The sequence below is a fragment of the Melioribacter sp. Ez-97 genome (assembly GCF_051488665.1).
Classification (GTDB): domain Bacteria; phylum Bacteroidota; class Ignavibacteria; order Ignavibacteriales; family Melioribacteraceae; genus Melioribacter.
In genome coordinates this window covers 23,952-42,878 of record NZ_JBPSEG010000018.1, presented here as the reverse complement: position 1 = coordinate 42,878, position 18,927 = coordinate 23,952, and the positions used below count along the sequence as shown (strand labels likewise).

17 protein-coding genes are annotated in these 18,927 nt (G+C 42.3%); all 17 read left to right on the top strand.

Translation table 11 applies throughout. From position 1 onward, the window contains the following. Positions 1–546, top strand: a 546-nt coding sequence (gene rimP / locus ACSSWA_RS14280) for a ribosome maturation factor RimP (RefSeq protein WP_437357228.1), incomplete at its 5' end; no start/stop codon positions are given. A 16-nt stretch (positions 547–562) separates the two neighbouring features. Next, positions 563–1,810 (top strand): transcription termination factor NusA, encoded by a 1,248-nt coding sequence (gene nusA, locus ACSSWA_RS14275; protein ID WP_437357227.1) that lies wholly within the window; start codon positions 563–565, stop codon positions 1,808–1,810. A gap of 17 nt (positions 1,811–1,827) precedes the next feature. After that, the gene (infB, locus tag ACSSWA_RS14270; RefSeq protein WP_437357226.1) at positions 1,828–4,482 is read left to right on the top strand and encodes a translation initiation factor IF-2; all 2,655 of its coding nucleotides are present in this window, start codon (positions 1,828–1,830) and stop codon (positions 4,480–4,482) included. Position 4,483: 1 nt separating this feature from the next. Next, entirely contained in the window at positions 4,484–4,843 is a 360-nt protein-coding gene (gene rbfA / locus ACSSWA_RS14265; RefSeq protein ID WP_437357225.1) for a 30S ribosome-binding factor RbfA, read from the top strand. Continuing rightward, entirely contained in the window at positions 4,836–5,537 is a 702-nt protein-coding gene (gene truB / locus ACSSWA_RS14260; protein WP_437357224.1) for a tRNA pseudouridine(55) synthase TruB, read from the top strand. Before rbfA ends, truB begins: the two co-directional genes overlap by 8 nt. Further along, on the top strand, positions 5,524–6,489 hold the full coding sequence (locus ACSSWA_RS14255; RefSeq protein ID WP_437357223.1) for a bifunctional riboflavin kinase/FAD synthetase: 966 nt from the start codon (positions 5,524–5,526) through the stop codon (positions 6,487–6,489). Before truB ends, ACSSWA_RS14255 begins: the two co-directional genes overlap by 14 nt. A gap of 90 nt (positions 6,490–6,579) precedes the next feature. After that, positions 6,580–6,849, top strand: coding sequence for a 30S ribosomal protein S15 (gene rpsO / locus ACSSWA_RS14250; protein WP_437357222.1), 270 nt, complete (start codon positions 6,580–6,582; stop codon positions 6,847–6,849). A gap of 10 nt (positions 6,850–6,859) precedes the next feature. Then, the gene (gene pnp, locus ACSSWA_RS14245) at positions 6,860–8,977 is read left to right on the top strand and encodes a polyribonucleotide nucleotidyltransferase (RefSeq protein ID WP_437357221.1); all 2,118 of its coding nucleotides are present in this window, start codon (positions 6,860–6,862) and stop codon (positions 8,975–8,977) included. Positions 8,978–9,032: 55 nt separating this feature from the next. Then, on the top strand, positions 9,033–10,100 hold the full coding sequence (dusB, locus tag ACSSWA_RS14240; RefSeq protein ID WP_437357220.1) for a tRNA dihydrouridine synthase DusB: 1,068 nt from the start codon (positions 9,033–9,035) through the stop codon (positions 10,098–10,100). Between the two features lie 21 nt (positions 10,101–10,121). Continuing rightward, positions 10,122–11,675, top strand: coding sequence for an Rne/Rng family ribonuclease (locus ACSSWA_RS14235; RefSeq protein ID WP_437357219.1), 1,554 nt, complete (start codon positions 10,122–10,124; stop codon positions 11,673–11,675). Between the two features lie 42 nt (positions 11,676–11,717). Beyond that, positions 11,718–12,365 carry a fructose-6-phosphate aldolase gene (gene fsa, locus ACSSWA_RS14230; RefSeq protein ID WP_437357218.1) on the top strand — a complete coding sequence of 216 codons (648 nt, stop codon included), beginning with the start codon at positions 11,718–11,720 and terminating at the stop codon, positions 12,363–12,365. Positions 12,366–12,368: 3 nt separating this feature from the next. Further along, positions 12,369–13,451, top strand: a complete 1,083-nt coding sequence (gene gcvT, locus ACSSWA_RS14225) for a glycine cleavage system aminomethyltransferase GcvT (protein WP_437357217.1) — start codon at positions 12,369–12,371, stop codon at positions 13,449–13,451. 1 nt (position 13,452) lies between these two features. After that, the gene (locus ACSSWA_RS14220; protein WP_437357216.1) at positions 13,453–14,172 is read left to right on the top strand and encodes a 2-phosphosulfolactate phosphatase; all 720 of its coding nucleotides are present in this window, start codon (positions 13,453–13,455) and stop codon (positions 14,170–14,172) included. Positions 14,173–14,197: 25 nt separating this feature from the next. After that, positions 14,198–16,666, top strand: coding sequence for a DNA translocase FtsK (locus ACSSWA_RS14215; RefSeq protein WP_437357215.1), 2,469 nt, complete (start codon positions 14,198–14,200; stop codon positions 16,664–16,666). Further along, positions 16,666–17,241 (top strand): LolA family protein, encoded by a 576-nt coding sequence (locus ACSSWA_RS14210; protein WP_437357214.1) that lies wholly within the window; start codon positions 16,666–16,668, stop codon positions 17,239–17,241. The genes ACSSWA_RS14215 and ACSSWA_RS14210 overlap by 1 nt, the downstream gene beginning before the upstream one ends. Further along, entirely contained in the window at positions 17,228–18,292 is a 1,065-nt protein-coding gene (locus ACSSWA_RS14205) for a lysylphosphatidylglycerol synthase transmembrane domain-containing protein (RefSeq protein ID WP_437357213.1), read from the top strand. The genes ACSSWA_RS14210 and ACSSWA_RS14205 overlap by 14 nt, the downstream gene beginning before the upstream one ends. Then, a complete protein-coding gene (locus ACSSWA_RS14200) occupies positions 18,279–18,926 on the top strand; it encodes a hypothetical protein (protein ID WP_437357212.1) in 648 nt (215 codons plus the stop codon). Before ACSSWA_RS14205 ends, ACSSWA_RS14200 begins: the two co-directional genes overlap by 14 nt. The last annotated feature ends 1 nt before the right edge of the window (position 18,927 follow it).

Below are 18,927 nucleotides of genomic sequence, written 5' to 3'. Positions count from 1 at the left end.
GAAATTTGCTTATTGCGCCAAATATTTATAGATTTGCGTAGTCTTATTCGCCCCTTAGTGGGCGATTTTTATTTGTGTGATATGGAAAAAGAAATATTAAAACAAAACATCGAAAGTATTGTCTCTCAAAAAGGTTTTTTCCTTATAGAATTTATACTGAGAGGAGATAAGAAACAAAGGATTATCGAAGTTTTTATCGACGGAAAGGAAGCTGTTACAAGTTCGGTCTGCGCGGAGTTAAGCAGGTTAATCAAAGACAGAATCGAATCGGAGCAGTTGATCGATTCGAATTATCGATTGGATGTTTCTTCTCCCGGAATTGAACGTCCGCTTAAATTTCTCGAACAGTATTACAAGCATATCAACAGAAATTTTGAAGTTCATTATCAGGCAGGGGACGAAAAAGTTAAGATTGAAGGTAAGTTGATTCGGATTGACGGCGACAAACTTATTTTCGAGGTAAAACCGAAATCAGCCAAAGTTCCCGACGAATATGAAATAAGTTTCAAGGACATTAATAAAGCCAAAGTTTTAATTAGCTTTTGATTTGGAGGAATAATAAATGAACCCAGAAATAGTCGAATCGTTTGCCCAAATGGTGCGGGAAAAAAGTCTCGACAAAGACGTTCTCGCAGGCATTATTGAAGAAATATTCGGTCTTCTCGTTAAAAAGAAATTCGGTAACGATGCCAGATACGACGTTGTGGTAAATATGGACAAAGGCGATATCGAAATTTTTCTTGAGCGTACAATCGTTGAAAAAGTCGAAGACCCGTCCACCGAGATAAGTATAGACGAAGTCAATGCTCGCGGAAACGAAGAAGAACTCGAAGTTGGAGACGATTACGTCGAAAAAATCGAACTGTCGCAGTTCGGCAGAAGATTGATAAATCTAGCTCGTCAGAATCTGAATCAGAAAATCAGAGAAATCGAAAAAGATATTGTTTATAACGAATACAAGGAGATGATCGGAGAGATTGTAGTAGGCGATATTTATCAGGTCAGAAGAAACGACGTGCTTGTTAATCATAATAAGAACGAATTGATACTGCCGAGGAGCGAACAGATTCCTCGTGAAAAATATAAAAAAGGCGAAACTATTCGCGCCGTAGTTAAAGAAGTCAAAAAAAATCAGAACGGTCCGGTCATCATTATATCGCGAGCCGACAATATGTTTCTGCGCCGCCTGTTCGAAATTGAAATTCCCGAAATTTACGACGGCGTAATCGAAATCAAAGGAATTGCAAGAGAGCCCGGCGAACGCGCCAAAGTAGCCGTCGAATCCCAGGATTCGCGTATCGACGCCGTAGGAGCCTGTGTCGGCATGAAAGGCGTTCGCATTCACGCAATTGTGCGCGAATTGAATAACGAAAACATCGACGTAATAAATTATTCGGACGACCCGGTAGTATTCATTCAAAGATGCTTAGCTCCCGCTAAATTGCGTCAAATCGAAATCGACGAAGAAAATAAAAAATGCACAGTGACTGCAGACACCGACCAGATTTCTTTGATTGTCGGCAGGAACGGCGTTAATATTCGTCTGGCAATGAAATTAACCGGCTACGATATCGAAGTTCTGCGACAGGAAAAACAACTCGACGAATACGAAGAAGATATCGAACTGCCCGAACTCAGAGAAGAGCTCGGCAGCGACATTGTCGATATCCTGATCAGTAATCGTTTCGAAACCGCCGTTGAAGTGCTGAAAGCCGGCGTCGATAAATTGAAAGAGATCGAAGGAATCGGCGAAGAAAAAGCCAAAGAGATAATTCAAATTCTCGAAAACCAATTTGAAGAAGAAGAATAAAAAATTTAGGTACTCAAATGCCGGAAGTAAAAAAGAAAAAATTAAGAATTTACAAGTTCGCTTCTGAATATAATCTGCCAACTGACCAGATAATCGAATTTCTTCAGAAGAAAGGCTACGAAGTAAAAAACCATATGTCGATTCTGAGCGACGAAATGGAGAGCGACGTACGCGAACATTTCAAAAAAGATATCGAAAAAGCCGAGCAGCATTATAAAAAGATATCCGAATTTCAGAAAAAAAGAGGCATAGAAGAACCCAAACCGGAAGAAAAAACGGAATCCGGAGTAAAAGAAGAGCCGCAGGTTATCGAAACGCAGGCAAAAGAAGAAAAAGAAGAAAAAATCGAAGCCGATACGGTTGAAGTTCCGGAACCTCAAAGCGAAGAAGTAGCCGAAGCGGAAAAAACTGAAGCTCAGGCGGAAAAAGTCGAGACTCCAGCGGAAGAAGAGATTCAAACCGAAAGCGATAAATTTAAAACTCCGGCTGAACGGGAACTCGAAAACAGGAAAAAAGGCTTAAAGATTGTCGGTAAGATAGAACTCGAAAAGGATAAGAAAAAGAAAAAAGAAGAAAAAGCCGAAGCCGATAAACAGACGGAACCCCATGTCGTTCTTGAGGACAAAAAACCTAAACCGGTTGAAGAAACAACCGCCGAGCCCGTTAAAAAGAAAAAGAAGAAAAAATTAAAAGCCAAGGGTAAAGGAAAAGAAGACAAAGCGGAAGAAGTTGTTTCGAAGAAAAAACGTAAACTCAAAAAGCTTCAGGTTGACAAAAAGGAAGTGGAAGAAGCGATTAAACGAACTATGATGAGTATGGATGATTCGTCCGTGTCGGAACGCGCTTCGCTCAGAAAAAAGAAAAAGAAAGAAAAGCAGGAACAACTCGAAAAAATTATTGAACAGAAACAGCTCGAACAGAAAAAGCTTAAAGTCGCCGAATATATTGCCGTCGGCGAACTGGCAAATTTAATGGGCGTTTCGGTTAACGAAGTGATTCAAAAATGCATCGGACTCGGTCTTATGGTCTCGATTAATCAACGACTCGATTTCGAGACGATAGAATTGATTGCCTCGGATTTCGGATTCGAAGTGGAACTTGAAGAGGAATATCTGAGCGATTTAATCGAAGAAGCGGATGATCCGGCGGAATCATTAAAACCGCGTCCTCCTGTCGTTACTATTATGGGACATGTGGATCACGGTAAAACATCGTTGCTCGATTTTATCAGAAGAACAAATGTAGTGGCAGGCGAAGCGGGCGGTATCACCCAGCATATCGGCGCCTACAAAGTGGCTCTGGAAGACGGTAAAGAAATTACATTTCTCGATACTCCCGGTCACGAAGCCTTTACTGCAATGCGCGCAAGAGGCGCTCAAATTACGGATATCGTTGTTCTGGTTGTGGCAGCCGACGACGCGGTTATGCCTCAGACGGTCGAAGCTATCAATCACGCCCTTGCAGCCAACGTTTCGATTATTGTTGCAATCAATAAGATTGACAAACCGAATGCAAATACGGAAAAAATAAAACAGCAACTGGCTGAAAGAAACGTCCTTGTCGAAGATTGGGGCGGTAAATATCAGTGTGTGGAACTCTCTGCTAAGACCGGCAAAAACGTCGACATTCTGCTCGAAAAAATATTGCTCGAAGCTGAAATGCTCGATTTGAAAGCAAATCCCGACAGACCGGCACGCGGCGCGGTTATCGAATCGCAGCTCGATAAAGGACGAGGAATTACCGCAACAATTCTTGTTCAAAAAGGCACGTTAAGAATAAGCGATCCGTTTGTGGCGGGCACGGCTTACGGAAGAGTACGCGCTATGTTCGACGAAAGAGGAAACAAAGTTAAAGAAGCTCCTCCGTCAACGCCGGTTCTTGTTCTCGGTTTCGAATCGACTCCTCAGGCGGGCGATACTTTTGCAGTCGTCGAATCCGAAAGAGAAGCGCGTGAAATCAGCATTAAGAGAATGCAGATTAAACGCGAACAGGAACACCGTCAGGTGCGCCACATGACCCTCGAAGAAATTGCAAATCAGATATCGTCGGGCGGAATAAAAGAATTGCCAATTATAGTTAAGGGCGACGTGGACGGTTCGGTCGAAGCTCTTTCCGACGCTCTTATGAAACTCTCTAACGACGAAGTCTCTGTCAGGGTTATCCACAAGGGAGTCGGAGCAATCTCCGAAGGAGACGTACTGCTGGCGGCGGCTTCGGGCGCCATAATCATCGGTTTCCACGTGCGTCCTCACAGCAATGCCCGTAAATTGGCTGAAACCGAAAAAGTCGATATACGACTTTATAATATCATTTACGACGCAATCAACGCAGTCAAATCGGCTCTCGAAGGACTTCTCTCGCCGGTTGTCTCGGAAGAACTTGTCGGCGCGGCTGAAGTACGCCAGGTCTTCAAAGTTCCGAAAGTCGGAACCGTTGCCGGTTGTTACGTAACCGACGGTAAAATTACGAGGAACGGCAAAGTAAGACTTTTCAGAGACGGCATTGTTATCTACGAAGGTCAGCTCGAATCGCTCAAGCGTTTCAAAGACGACGTAAGGGAAGTTGAAAAAGGATTCGAATGCGGACTCAATATCGCCAACTTCAACGATATTAAAGTTGGCGACGTTATTGAGGTTTATAAAATAGTTGAAACCAAGAAAACTCTGAGTTGATATGAACTCTGTCAGGATCGATAAAGTCGCAAGCATGATCAAAGAGGAACTGAGTCTTATCTTTTTGCACAAGATTCAGGACCCGAGTCTCAGCCTGATTACAATCACAAACGTGAAATTGAGTCCCGACCTGAAATTATCCAAGGTCTATTTGTCGGTTTACGAAAAAGAAAAACGGGAAGAAGTGCTTGTCAAGGTGAACGAATTGAAAGGCTGGATTCGCACGCAGTTAGCAGGCAGAATCAGAATTCGTTTTGTGCCGGAGCTTGAATTCTTTATCGACGATACGCTCGATTACGTAGAAAAAATAGAGACGATATTTAAGAAGATTCATGAGAGTGATAACAAGGAAAATGATTAATGATATTACGCCGGATTTTCCGAACGGCGAAGCGGTTTTGATAGACAAACCGGTGCGCAGAACTTCTTTCGACATGGTTCATCGGGTTCGCAAAGCAGTCAATGTCAAAAAAGTCGGTCATGCAGGCACTCTCGATCCTCTGGCTACCGGACTGTTGATAATTTGTACGGGACGCTTTACGAAAAAAATTTCCGAGTTCTCTAATTTGAATAAAGTTTATACCGGAATTATATCTCTCGGCAAAACTACTCCTTCATACGACCTCGAAACGGATTTCGACTCGGTAAATGAGATTGCGGGAATTGACGAGAAAGCGGTTTATAAAACCGCCGAGGGTTTTATAGGAACATCTTTCCAGCTGCCGCCGATGTATTCGGCGGTTAAAAAAAACGGACGAGCGTTGTACAAGTACGCTCGCAAAGGCGTGGAAGTCGAACGCAAGGAAAGGGAGATAGAAGTTTTCAGATTCGATATCAAAAAAATCGATTTGCCGGATATTCATTTTGAAATTGAAGTTACTCCCGGAACGTATATCCGGGTTATAGCTCACGATTTCGGACAAAAGTTAGGATGCGGCGCTTATCTTAAATCTTTGAGAAGAACGGCTATCGGTCCTTATTCGGTCGATGACGCTTTCGCCATCGAAGAGTTCGAAAATTTTGTAACGAATTTAGCTGATAATGAACATATATAAAGATTCATTCTCATTTGAGAAAAATAGAAAAACCGTTGTTACCGTAGGCAGCTTCGACGGTCTTCATCTGGGGCATCTTAAAATTTTGTCCCGATTATTCGAGATATCGGAAGAGTGCGGCTGCGAGTCTGTCCTTTTTACTTTCGAACCGCATCCGCGACTCGTTATTTCAAAAGATTATGAGATTAAGCTGCTGACGACGCTAAACGAGAAGATTGAAATCCTCAGCAAAACTAAACTCGATAATCTGGTAATTCAGAAATTCAGCAGGGAATTTTCCGAGATGACTTCGGAAGAATTTATAAGAGAAATATTGGTCGAACGTCTGAACCTGTCGCATATCGTGGTGGGACACGACCATAAATTCGGCAGGGATCGTATGGGCGACGCAGAAAAGCTGAAGCAACTCGGAAATCAGTACGGTTTTGAAGTAACCGCAGTCGAAGCCGAAAGATGCAACGGCGAAATCGTAAGCAGCACAAAAATCAGAAATGCCCTTGCGGAAGGCGACGTAGATAAAGCGAATTTATTTTTGGGACGGAATTATTCTTTCGAAGGAATTGTTGTTAAAGGCGCGCAAAGGGGAAGAACTCTCGGATTCCCCACGGCAAATATTAAGCTCGACAACATTATTAAAGCCCTTCCGGCAAACGGCGTCTATGCCGTTAAGTGCTTAATTAACGGCGATTCTTTGACCGGTGTAATGAATATTGGTTTAAGACCAACTTTTGAAAATAAACCGGAAATTACTATTGAAGTGCATTTGATGAACAGAGACTTCGGCAAATACGAAAAAAATATCTACGGCGAACGCCTGAAAGTCGAAGTGATTAAAAGAATCAGAAAAGAAATTAAATTCGACAGCGTCGATAAATTGATCGAACAAATAGAGTCCGACAAAAAATCCGCTCTCGAAATTTTGAGCAAATTTGAGGATAAATCGATAAATTAAACCTTATAATTTATTTATTTTATAGAAAACAACTAATTAATTCCGGTTGCGACTGGAATTACATTGTAAAACAAATAAAGGAGTAACAAGATGTCAATTTCAAACGAAAGAAAACAGGAGTTAATCAAAAAATACGGCGCAAACGAAAAAGACAGCGGCAGAACGGAAGTTCAAATTGCTATCTTGACAGAAAGAATCAACAATCTTACGGCGCACTTCGACCAGCATAAAAAGGATCATGCCTCGCGAAGAGGTCTGATGCAGATAGTCGGTAAAAGAAGAAGATTGCTCGATTATTTAATGAAGAAAGATATTGAAAGATATCGCGCTATAATTAAAGAGTTAAACATTAGAAAGTAGGAAAACAAAAATGGTTTTTACAAAAGAAGTACAAATAGGCAGGCATAAATTAAAATTCGAAACCGGGAAATTAGCCAAGCAGTCGAACGGCGCGGTTATGGTTAGTTATGGCGATACGATGGTGCTCGTAACTGCGGTAGCGGGCGATTTACGCGACGACGTCGATTTTTTCCCATTGAGCGTTGAATATCGAGAAAAATCGTTCGCTGCGGGCAAAATACCGGGAGGCTTTATTAAACGCGAAGGTCGTCCCAGCGACAAAGAAGTGCTCAGCGCTCGATTAATCGATCGACCAATTAGACCTCTTTTCCCGGATAATTATTACAACGACACGCAAGTAGCCGCATTCGTTTATTCGTTCGACAATGAAAACGACCCCGACGTAATTGCTGCCTGCGGAGCGTCTGCCGCTCTGGTAATTTCGGATATTCCGTTCCTCGAACCGATCGGAGAAGTGAGAGTCGGAAGAGTTAACGGCCAGTTCGTAATTAATCCCTCTCTGCAGGAAATTGAAGAGAGCGATATCGAGCTTGTTGTTGCCGGCACGGAATCGTCGATTATGATGGTTGAAGGCGAAGCTAAGGAAGTAAGCGAAGAAGATATGCTCAACGCATTGAAATTCGCCCATCAGGAAATAAAGAAAATTGTCGCGGTTCAAAATGAACTCCGCGAGCTTTGCGGAAAACCGAAAATGGAAGTGCCTCCGGTTGAACTGGATCAGAATCTGGTTGACGAGGTAAATCGTCTGGCGTACGACAAAATGAAAACTATTGTCGCCTCGGTTCTTGCCAAAGAGGAACGTTCGCAAAAGAATAAGGAACTCGAAGAAGAAGTCATTGAACAGCTTAGCGAAAAATACCCCGAGCAGGAGAAAACAATTAAAACTATCCTGCACGATATGGAAAAAGAATTGATGCGCCAGAGAATTCTGAGCGAAGGCTTACGACTCGACGGCAGAAAAACAACAGAGATACGCCCGATATCAATCGAGGTCGGACTTCTGCCACGCCCTCACGGGTCGGCTCTTTTTACACGCGGCGAAACACAGAGTTTAACGACATTGACGCTCGGAACCAAACAGGACGAGCAAATCATCGACGGATTGATGACTGAATTCAGGAAACGCTTTATCCTTCACTACAACTTTCCGCCGTTCAGCGTCGGCGAAGTTGGCAGATATTCAGGCGTTGGCAGACGCGAAGTAGGCCACGGAAACCTGGCGGAAAGAGCTCTGAAAAACATGGTTCCGCCCGAAGAGCAATTTCCGTATATGATCAGACTTAATTCCGATATATTGGAATCGAACGGGTCTTCTTCGATGGCTACCGTGTGCGCAGGTTCGCTTGCGTTGATGGACGGCGGCGTTCCGATAAAAAAAGCTGTGGCTGGAATTGCTATGGGACTCATCAAAGAAGGCGACAGTTACGCAATTCTTTCCGATATTCTGGGCAACGAAGACCACCTCGGAGATATGGATTTCAAAGTTGCCGGAACCAAAGACGGCATTACGGCTTTCCAGATGGATATCAAAATCCAGGGCATCTCGTATGAAATTATGGAAAAAGCTCTTGCCCAGGCTAAAGACGGAAGAATGCATATTCTCGAAAAAATGAACGAAGTTATTTCCGAACCGCGTCCGAATATATCGCAGTATGCGCCGACTCTGCTTACTACCAAAATTCCGACAGATAAAATCGGCTCGGTTATAGGACCAGGAGGAAAGGTAATTCAGAAAATACAGAAAGACTACAACGTGGAAATTGCCATCGACGAAGACGGAACGGTAAATATATCCGGTAACGATTCGAAGCTGGCAAAAGAAGCGCGTGAATATATTAAATGGCTTACAGCCGACCCTGAAGTAGGCAAGAATTACGACGGTAAAGTTGTTCGCCTTGCCGACTTTGGAGCGTTTGTTGAAATATTGCCCGGCGTTCAGGGATTATTGCACATTTCTCAAATCGATAATAAGAGAATCAACAAAGTAAGCGACGTATTAAAGGAAGGCGATATTGTTCGGGTAAAACTCCTGAGTATCGAAGGAAACAAATATTCGCTTTCCAGAAAAGTATTGTTAAAAGAAAAAGAAGAAGAAGCTTCAGAAACACCGGAAGCCTCCGAAGAATAATATTGCGCCGGTGAAAAACCGGCGTTGTTTTTTTAAATAAAGGAAGAGTGATTAAATGGGAATCGGTAATCTCGAACTGGAAAATCGACTGTTTTTGGCTCCAATGGCAGAGATTACCGACTCGCCGTTCAGAAGAATTGCCAGAGAGCGCGGCGCCGGTTTGGTGTTTACTCAAATGGTCAGCGCTCTGGGCGTTGTAGAAGGCGACTTTAATACTTTGAGATATCTTGTTTTCGACAGGGCTGAAAAACCGATTGGCGTTCAAATATTGGGCAACGACCCTTCGATTATCGGCGAAGCCGTAAAAGAAATAACTCGTTACAAACCCGATTTAATCGACCTCAACTGCGGCTGCCCTGTGGATAAAGTCACTTCCTGCAATATGGGCGCGGCGCTTCTGAACGACCCGAAAAGAATCGGTAAAATTGTCGATTCGATGGCTAAAAATTCGAACGGCATACCGGTCTCGGTTAAAATCCGGCTCGGTTATGACGACAAGAATATCGATATCCTCGATATTGTAAGGGCAGTCGAAAACAACGGCGCTTCGTTTATTACCGTTCATGCCAGAACGAAAAAACAGAGGTACGATTCGGAAGTCAATTGGGATTGGATCCGGAAAATTAAGGAATCCACAAATTTGAAAGTAATAGGAAACGGCTCTTTGTTTACTCCGCAAGATACTAAGAAAATGATCGATACAACAGGCTGTTATTCGGCAATGATTGCCCGGGGAGCCCTCGGCAATCCGTTTATCTTCGAGAGATATAACAAACTCTCCGCCGAAGGATTCGATCCGGGACATCCCGAAATTGATACGGCTGCCAAAGTATTGAAGAAACATTTGAAATTGCTCGAAAATGAATACGGTCCCGATAAAGCTCTGGACAAAGGGAAGAAACAGTTACTTTGGTATTTCAGATTTTACCCGGAATTGGATTCAATACTCAAAAAAGTATTTAGTTTGCTAAATTATACGGACTTATACGATATTGTAGACGAGCACGTATTTTTAGTAAAAAAAATGAAAACAGAAAATTTTACAAACGCTGAAATCGATTATCGATTCAGAAAAAAAGTTTTATATTGGCTCGAAACAGATGAATTCGAAGCTTTAATGTAATAACAAACAGAGTTTTTATAGATGAAAAAAGAAATTATTATCAGCACCTCGACCACTCAAAACAGAGTGGCGATTACGGAAGACGGAAACCTTGTCGATTTTTTTGTCGATCATCCGGAAAAACAAAGAATGGTCGGCAATATTTATCTCGGTAAGGTAGCCAGAGTTTTACCCGGAATTCGCGCGGCATTTATCGATATCGGTTTAAAGCACGACGCTTTTCTCCATTTCTCGGATATCGGAGAAAGAACCGAAGCGCTGCAGGGAATTTTTGAAGACGACGACGAATTGGAAGCCGACGAAAACGATAACGGCGAGGAAAAACCAAAACCAGAAAAGAAAGAAAAATCATTCGTACGCCTTCATAAAGGACAGGAAATTTTAGTCCAGATTTTGAAAGAACCCGTAAAAGACAAAGGAGTCAGAGTAACGTCGTCTATTTCAATTCCCGGCAGATTTTGCGTTCTTCTGCCGATGGACGATAAAATCGGCGTTTCAAAAAAAATCACGGATATAAGAGAAAGAAAACGGCTCAGGCGAATTGCCAGGGGTATTCTCCCGGACAACTGCGGACTTATTATCAGAACGGCTGCAAAAGACCAGGAAGAGGAAGCTCTTTCAGCCGACCTGAAATATCTGGTCAAAATATGGAGGGATATCGAAGAAGAAGCCAAAAAGCAAAGTCCGCCCGCGCTTCTTTATAAAGATTTAAGCACTACAATCAGCGTTATACGCGACCTTTTTACCGCGGACGTTTCGAAAGTATTTGTCGACTCCAAAAAGCTCTGGAAAGAAATTAGAAACTATGTCCAGTTTGTGCAGCCTTCGCTTCTCGACAGAATCGAGCTCTATAAAGGCGAAGAGCCGATATTTTCCACATTTAAAATCGACGAACAAATTAAAATGCTGATGGGCAGGAGAATTCCCTTGCCAAGCGGAGGACATATCGTTATCGAACACACCGAAGCGATGACGGTAATCGACGTTAACAGCGGCAGATACGCAGCCAAAAAAGAACAGGAACTAAATTCGCTTAAAACCGATCTCGAAGCCGCAAGGGAGATAGTGCGTCAACTGAGATTGCGCGATATCGGCGGATTGATTGTCGTCGATTTCATCGACCTTGAAGACGAAAAGAACAGAAAGAAAATTTATGACGAGCTGAAAAAAGAGTTTCGTAAAGACCGCGCCAAAACGGCTCTCCTGCCGATGACCGAGTTCGGATTGATGCAGATTACTCGCCAGCGCGTGCGCGAAAACATTGTCCAGTCAATGACCGAACCGTGTCCGTATTGCAACGGCACCGGTTTATTGACAAAAACTTCGAGCGTTATTCACGAAATCGAAAAATGGCTGCAGCGATATCGTCTCGACGGGAAAAACAAATCCTTGATTCTGCAGGTACATCCGATTACGGCCGAGAAAATGCGGGAAGGCTTCATTTCACCTTTGACCAAAATTCAGTTGAAATATTTTATCAGACTTAAGATTAAAGAAGACGAAAAGATGAATCCTCAGATGTTCAAAATTTATTCCAAAAAAACCGGTGAGGATTTAACCGAAGAATTTGCTTAATTTTACGTCAATAAAATTATTCATTAAATAGAAGAGGTGGCAATGAAGTTCTTTATCGATTCTGCCAATATCGACCAAATAAAAGAAGCCGCTTCCTACGGCTTGCTAGACGGCGTTACTACTAATCCGTCGTTGGTAGCAAAAGAAGGAAGAGACTTCATCGAATTGCTCAATGAAATCGTTCAAATTGTAGACGGACCCGTCAGCGCCGAGGTGGTTTCTACCGATTATGAAGGAATACTTAAAGAAGCCCGCGAACTCGCAAAAATTCATAAAAATATAGTGGTTAAAATTCCGCTTATCAAAGAAGGAATCAAAGCCGTCAAAACTCTTTCTTCCGAAGGCATCAAAACAAACGTCACGCTCTGCTTTTCGCCTACTCAGGCTCTCCTGGCGGCAAAAGCCGGCGCTACGTATATTAGCCCTTTTGTCGGAAGACTCGACGACATTAGTCACGTAGGCATGGATTTGATTGAACAGATAGTGCAGATCTACAGAAATTACGATTTCGAAACTCAGGTGCTCGTGGCGAGCATACGCCATCCACTCCACGTAGTGGAAGCCGCTATGATGGGCGCCGACGTGGCTACTATTCCTTTCGACGTAATCGAAAAATTATTCAAACATCCTCTCACCGATATCGGTCTGGAAAAATTTTTAAGCGACTGGAAAAAACTCGAGAATAAATAACTTATGAAAACCACAAAATTCTATTCCGTTCATCAAAAGCTGAACGCTAAAATCGTCGACTTTGCCGGCTTTAAAATGCCAATTCAATATACTTCTATTATTGAGGAGCATAAAGCCGTTAGGAGCAGCGTTGGTGTTTTTGACGTTTCGCATATGGGGGAGATTATAATTAAGGGCGAAAAGGCTCTTGATTTCGTTCAATATGTTACTACAAACGACGCTTCTGTTCTCACCGACGGACGCGTTCAATATTCGCTGTTGTGTTACGAAGACGGCGGTATTGTGGACGACTTGCTTGTTTACCGCATTAATCAAAACGAATATATGTTTGTAGTAAATGCGGCAAATAAAGATAAAGATTACGATTGGCTCTTGAAGAACAATAAATACGATGTCGAAATTAAGGACGAGAGCGACGAATATTCTCTTCTGGCGGTTCAGGGACCAAATTCAAATGCGGTTCTTCAAAAAATTTGCGACCGCGAATTAAACCTCGAATATTATCGCTTTTTCTACGCCAAAATTGCCGGGATCGACGCCCTGATTTCGAGAACCGGCTATACGGGCGAATTGGGCTATGAAATCTATTTCAAGGGCGACGAAGACACGGCTATCAAAATATGGAACTCGATTTTCGAAGCCGGAAAAGAATTCGATATTAAACCGGTCGGGCTCGGCGCGAGAGACACTCTCCGTCTTGAAATGGGGTATTGTCTTTATGGCAACGATATCGACAAATCCACAAACCCGCTGGAAGCAAGCCTCGGCTGGGTGGTCAAATTAAAGAAGAACTATTTCATCGGCAAAGAAGCGCTTCTTCGAATAAAAGAAAACGGTTTGAAAAGGAAATTGGCGCCGATGGTATCGCATGAAAAAGCTTTCCCGCGTCACGGTTACGAAGTTACAGCCGACGGAAATATCATCGGTAAAATAACAAGCGGCACAGTGAGTCCGATTATTGAAAAAGCTATTGCGCTCGGATATATCGACATAAACTATGCCTCCGAAGGAACGAAGGTCAATTTTTTGATCAGAGGTAAGGAAATACCGGCTACGGTAACTAAACTGCCATTTATAAAGAACTGAAATGAAAATCAACGTACTTTTCTCGAACATATTTTTGGACGAACTCTATTTTACTGGAAAAACTGTAGTGGTAATCGATGTGCTGCGGGCTACGACGGTAATTACTACCGCGTTGGCAAACGGGGCGCGGGAAGTTATTCCCGTGAGCACGCTCGACTTTGCGATGAAAATTTCGGGCGACGCTTTTCGAAGCCAAACTCTCCTTTGCGGCGAAAGAAATACTAAAATGGTGGAAGGCTTTAACCTCGGAAATTCCCCGCTTGAGTATCGCCCCGAAGTTGTGGCTGGAAAGTCGATCATTTTTTACACTACGAACGGAAGTAAAAGTATTGTCAAGGCTAAATTCAGCAAAAACCTGTTTGCCTGCTCCTTCAATAATCTGCCTGCAATTGCAAATCATATGACCCGGCTCAACGAGGATTTCGAAATTGTTTGCGCAGGCACAAACGGTATGTTCAATCTGGAAGACGCCGTCTGCGCCGGTATTTTAATAAATGAAATAAGTAAATTGACAGATAATGTTGAACTCTCGGATTCCGCTAATGCAAGCGTGATTCTTAGCACTAACAATACAAAAAATCTTTTCAACTTTCTCAGCGCAACGGAACACGGCAAGCTGTTGATAGAGAACGGTTTCGAAGACGATATTCTGGAATGCGCAAAAATCGGAACCACGGATGTCATTCCGTATTATGTATCGGGAACGATGAAGAGACTTTGAAAAACTTTGATAAGTAAATTGAAAGATGAGTAAAAAGAAATCAAAGAAAAACAGTAACTCCGAGAGAGAGTATTTTATTATTACTCCCAGAAAAAAGAAAAAACTTCTGGGTTTATTCCTAATCGTATTTTCGCTTTTTTTGTTCTTGAGCATTTTATCGTACTCGCGCGCGGACGAAGCCGCTTTTTCTTATACTATTAAAGACCTTTTCGAGTTGTTTAATCCCGGTCCCGAACTGAGTAAGAATATTGCCAATGCGCATAATTGGTTGGGGATTATTGGAGCTTATCTGGCTTACTTCTTTATCCATTCCACAATCGGGTATTTCTCTTTGATCTTTCCCGTAATTATTTTTTTATGGGGCTATACAATACTGAAAGCCGCCGATATTAAACTGTCTGTCTACATTACAAACTTTCTAATCGCTACGGGATTAATACTTGCCTCATTTTTCGGGGTATTGCAATCCGCGCCGGAGATCGGGTTATTTCCCGACGTATACGAACTGTCGGGCAACATCGGAAAATTCTTCGGAACTGTTCTTAGCCGACTGTTGGGCGGACTCGGGAGCATCATATTCTTATTTGCTATGCTTGTAGCCACGCTTATTATTTCATTCGATATCAAGCTGAGCGTATTGTACAATAAACTGCTTCAGTATTTTGAAAATTCGTCCGCTGAAAAGAAAAGCGATGTGGAAGTTAAAATAAAGAAAGAAATAAATGCGGAAGAAACCGACGGTAAAAAGAAAGAAAAAGAAAGTCCTTTAAAATCATTATTGCGCAAAAAAGATAAAACGGAAGAAGAAGAGAAAACAGAAGCAGAAGAAAGCGTACCCGAAACGCGTATTAAAATTCTGAAAAAAGAAGAAACGCCTGTTGCCAAAACAGTTGAAGAAATACCTGAAGCGGTCGAAAAGAAAAAATCAAAAGATAAAAAAGAAGACGAGAGAGAGGAGCCCGTCGATTTCACTAAGGAAGCCGATTTGCCCGATCAATGGGAAGAAAAAATTAATTATAAACCGCCCACGCTTGATTTGCTGCAGGCTCCAGAAGAAGAAGAAATTAAAGTTCACGAAAGCGAGCTTAAACGGAACGCACAGCTGTTGAAAGATAAACTGGCTCTTTTCGATATTCAAATAGAAGATATTACCGTTACGCCGGGACCCGTAGTCACTCTTTATGAAATCGTTCCGGCTCCCGGAGTTAAAATTAGCAGAATCGTCAGTCTTGAACACGATATTGCGTTGGCATTGGCTGCGAGGGGAATCCGTATTATTGCGCCTATCCCTGGCAAGAGCGCCATCGGAGTCGAAATACCTAATGCCGAAGCCTCGATTGTACGAGCCTATTCCGTCCTCAGCAAACTGAAGGGCGCAAAAGCGGAATTGCCGCTGGCGTTGGGTAAAACGATTTCGGGCGACGTCTATATATCGGATCTGGCTGCTATGCCTCACCTCCTTATTGCAGGTTCTACCGGCTCCGGCAAGAGCGTCGGCATTAATATGATAATCAACAGTCTTCTCTATTCGAAACATCCATCGGACATCAAATTTGTTATTATCGACCCGAAGAAAATAGAACTTTCATTTTATAAAAAGCTGTCAAAACATTTCCTCGCCGTATCGCCCGACCTCAATGAGGAAATAATTACGAATCCGTCCAATGCGTTGCTCGCTTTGAAAGCGGTTGAATTCGAGATGGAAAAAAGATACGACAAACTTGCAAAAGCCGGCGTTCGTAACATAATGGATTACAATAAAAAAGTTTTGAATCCCAGAACCAAGCCAAAAGACACCGACGAAATGAAGCATCATAAACTGCCATACATAATTGTTATTATAGACGAATTGGCGGATCTTATGATTACCTCGGGCAAAGAAGTGGAAGAACCGATAGCTCGTCTGGCGCAACTTGCAAGGGCTGTTGGAATTCATCTTATACTTGCAACGCAAAGACCTTCGGTTAATGTGATAACGGGCGTTATTAAAGCCAATTTCAGCTCGCGTATTGCGTATCAGGTTGCTTCCAAAATCGATTCGCGCACTATATTGGACATGAACGGCGCGGAACAATTGTTGGGGAGAGGGGATATGCTCTTTTTGCCGACCGGAATGCCGAAGCCGATAAGAATTCAAAATGCGTTTATATCGACCGAGGAAGTTGAAAAAGTGGTAAATCATATCTATATCCAGGAAGGTTATTCCAAAAGATATTTCCTGCCGTCGCTGCAGGAAAAACAAAAATCCGAAATGTACGATATGCTTTCCGACTTAGACCCGATGTTCGAAGAAGCCGCGCGCGTTGTAGTGAGACATCAACAAGGCTCGGTTTCTTTATTGCAAAGACGTTTGAAACTCGGTTACTCGCGCGCAGCCAGAATTATCGACCAGTTGGAACAGGTCGGAATTGTAGGCCCTTCCGAAGGCAGCAAAGCCAGGGAAGTGATTGTTGAAAACGAAGAACAACTTGAAACTATTCTGAGGTCGCTCTGATGCTGCGTTTCGCTATGATTCTGCTTCTATTAATTCAATCGGCTCAGACCGACCCGCTATTGAAAAAATTGCAGGATCGGTTTAATTCGATCGATAACTTTGCCGCCGACTTTAAATTTACATCTCCGGCAATGAATATTAGCGGAAAATTTATTTACAAAAAACAGAATAAATTTGTTATCGAATCCGGTGCAAGGAAAATTGTATCCGACTCAAGGAGCGTTTGGAATTACGATATTACAGGCAAAAGAGTGATTGTCAGCGACTTTAAAGAAGAACCTTCTTCTTTTACAATAGAAAGATATTTGTTCGAATTGCCTAAAAAATGCGATGTGAAAAATTTTAAGGACGACGAAGGGAAAAATTATCTGGAATTGATACCGAATAACGAAATGGATTTTAAAAAAATCATAATTGAAATTTCAGACGACTTCTTCAGAAAAATTGAAATAACCGACTTCAACGGAGAGAAACATATTCTCGAATTAAACAATATAAAGACAGACGTAAAATTAAGAGAAGAAATCTTTACATTTGTTCCTCCAAAAGGGATTCGGGTTATTGATCTTCGATAAAAAAAATAGAAAATACAGCGGTTATATTATTTCCGCCGTCTTAACGGTAGTCTTTCTCTATCTGGCATTCCGGGGCATCGACCTTCGTAAAGCCTTCGGTTTAATTGCTACTACTTCGTATTCATGGCTTGCAATTTATATTTTGATTTTTCTCCTGTCCCATTACGTACGCGCATGGCGGTGGAAAATTATGATCGAGCCGGTTAAAAAGGACGCCTCTTCTTTGAATGTGTTCGGAGCGGTAATGGTTGGCTACGGAGTTAATTGCGTTTTGCCGCGAGTGGGCGAACTTTACAGAGGACTGTTCCTCGGCAAGTGGGAAAAAATATCGCGAAGCACCATGATCGGTTCGATTGTAGTGGAACGGGTAATTGACATTGCGGCATTCGGGATCGCCGCAATTTTGAGCGTCTATTTTTATTCCGGCGATTTATACACTAAAATACCCTGGTTAAAACCCGCGCTAAGCATCGGATTGGTTTTTATTATTGCCGCCGTAATACTACTCTATACACTCGTAAAATATCAATCCCATTTATCGGACAAAATATTCAAATTTTTCGGAAGGATAAGTCCCGCTTTTACGAACAAAGTAAAGGAGGGATTTGAAACTTTTGTCGACGGTTTTGCAACAATTAAAGGCAGAAAGAACATTACAAAAGTTATCGGCTTGACCGTCTTGATGTTTTACCTTTATGCACTCAATACTTTAATCGGTTTTTATATGTTGGGAATGCAGTCGTATGGAGCGGTTGATTTTAAGACGGCGTGGGTTTTCATGGCAATAAGCGCATTCGGTACATTGGTTCCTACTCCCGGCGGAACCGGGTCTTATCACATGATCTCCATCTTTGTACTGACGCAGTTATATAATTTTGATTATGAATTAAGCGCGGCTTACGCAATCCTTACCCATTTTATTCAGTACGTTGTGTTTATCGGCGGCACCGCTTTGCTCCTCTTGTCAATTAATAAAATCAGAGAACAAAAAGGGGAACCGAAGGAAAATTTTATATCCGTATTCAAAAGCACAAAAGATGAAAAAATTTAATCTGTTTATAATTCTTTTTATTGTCTTTGTATCGAATGTTTATTCTCAATGGGACATAAGCATTGCAATGGGAGTCGATTTCAAGTCGGCGCCGAAGTACAGAGACTACGTTAATGCGGTTTACGGTCCGTACGGAAAAAAATTATCGACATTTTCGTCGGCGGGAAATTTTTCGATCGAGCTGGATTATGCCGGTTTTAAAGATTTTCAGCCGGGAATAGAGTATAGCCTGCTTGTCGATTCCTATACCATTTCGCTGCAGGGCGGAGTAAATGAATTGTCGTATGTTATTCACCGTCCCTCGCTCCTCGGTTTTTATAAGATCGAAGGAGATGGTTACAAATTCAAATTCGGTTTCGGAGCGGGAATAAGAATGGTCGAGTTTACTGAAAAAATTATTACGGAAACCGGCTACAGTTCGAGCGGGTTCGGCATCGTTCTTAAAACCAAAGGAATTACTAAGATCGACGGTAATCTTTTTGTATCGGTGGGTATCGATTTGAGATACGATTCTTTTGATGAATTGTACAACAAAGAGCTCGATAAAAAAATTATCAACTATGCAACCGGCGAAGCCGTAGACCTGAACTCGGTTTCGGCGGGCATTAAATTGGGTGTCGTTTATTCATTTTAAA

What these genes read in the sequence shown, in the direction of transcription:
- gcvT (WP_437357217.1), top strand. Translation starts at nt 12,369, where the DNA reads ATGAAAACCACAAAATTCTATTCCGTTCATCAAAAGCTGAACGCTAAA.
- nusA (WP_437357227.1), top strand. Translation starts at nt 563, where the DNA reads ATGAACCCAGAAATAGTCGAATCGTTTGCCCAAATGGTGCGGGAAAAA.
- ACSSWA_RS14255 (WP_437357223.1), top strand. Translation starts at nt 5,524, where the DNA reads ATGAACATATATAAAGATTCATTCTCATTTGAGAAAAATAGAAAAACC.
- ACSSWA_RS14215 (WP_437357215.1), top strand. Translation starts at nt 14,198, where the DNA reads ATGAGTAAAAAGAAATCAAAGAAAAACAGTAACTCCGAGAGAGAGTAT.
- ACSSWA_RS14220 (WP_437357216.1), top strand. Translation starts at nt 13,453, where the DNA reads ATGAAAATCAACGTACTTTTCTCGAACATATTTTTGGACGAACTCTAT.
- ACSSWA_RS14210 (WP_437357214.1), top strand. Translation starts at nt 16,666, where the DNA reads ATGCTGCGTTTCGCTATGATTCTGCTTCTATTAATTCAATCGGCTCAG.
- ACSSWA_RS14200 (WP_437357212.1), top strand. Translation starts at nt 18,279, where the DNA reads ATGAAAAAATTTAATCTGTTTATAATTCTTTTTATTGTCTTTGTATCG.
- fsa (WP_437357218.1), top strand. Translation starts at nt 11,718, where the DNA reads ATGAAGTTCTTTATCGATTCTGCCAATATCGACCAAATAAAAGAAGCC.
- ACSSWA_RS14235 (WP_437357219.1), top strand. Translation starts at nt 10,122, where the DNA reads ATGAAAAAAGAAATTATTATCAGCACCTCGACCACTCAAAACAGAGTG.
- truB (WP_437357224.1), top strand. Translation starts at nt 4,836, where the DNA reads ATGATTAATGATATTACGCCGGATTTTCCGAACGGCGAAGCGGTTTTG.
- pnp (WP_437357221.1), top strand. Translation starts at nt 6,860, where the DNA reads ATGGTTTTTACAAAAGAAGTACAAATAGGCAGGCATAAATTAAAATTC.
- dusB (WP_437357220.1), top strand. Translation starts at nt 9,033, where the DNA reads ATGGGAATCGGTAATCTCGAACTGGAAAATCGACTGTTTTTGGCTCCA.
- rbfA (WP_437357225.1), top strand. Translation starts at nt 4,484, where the DNA reads ATGAACTCTGTCAGGATCGATAAAGTCGCAAGCATGATCAAAGAGGAA.
- rpsO (WP_437357222.1), top strand. Translation starts at nt 6,580, where the DNA reads ATGTCAATTTCAAACGAAAGAAAACAGGAGTTAATCAAAAAATACGGC.
- infB (WP_437357226.1), top strand. Translation starts at nt 1,828, where the DNA reads ATGCCGGAAGTAAAAAAGAAAAAATTAAGAATTTACAAGTTCGCTTCT.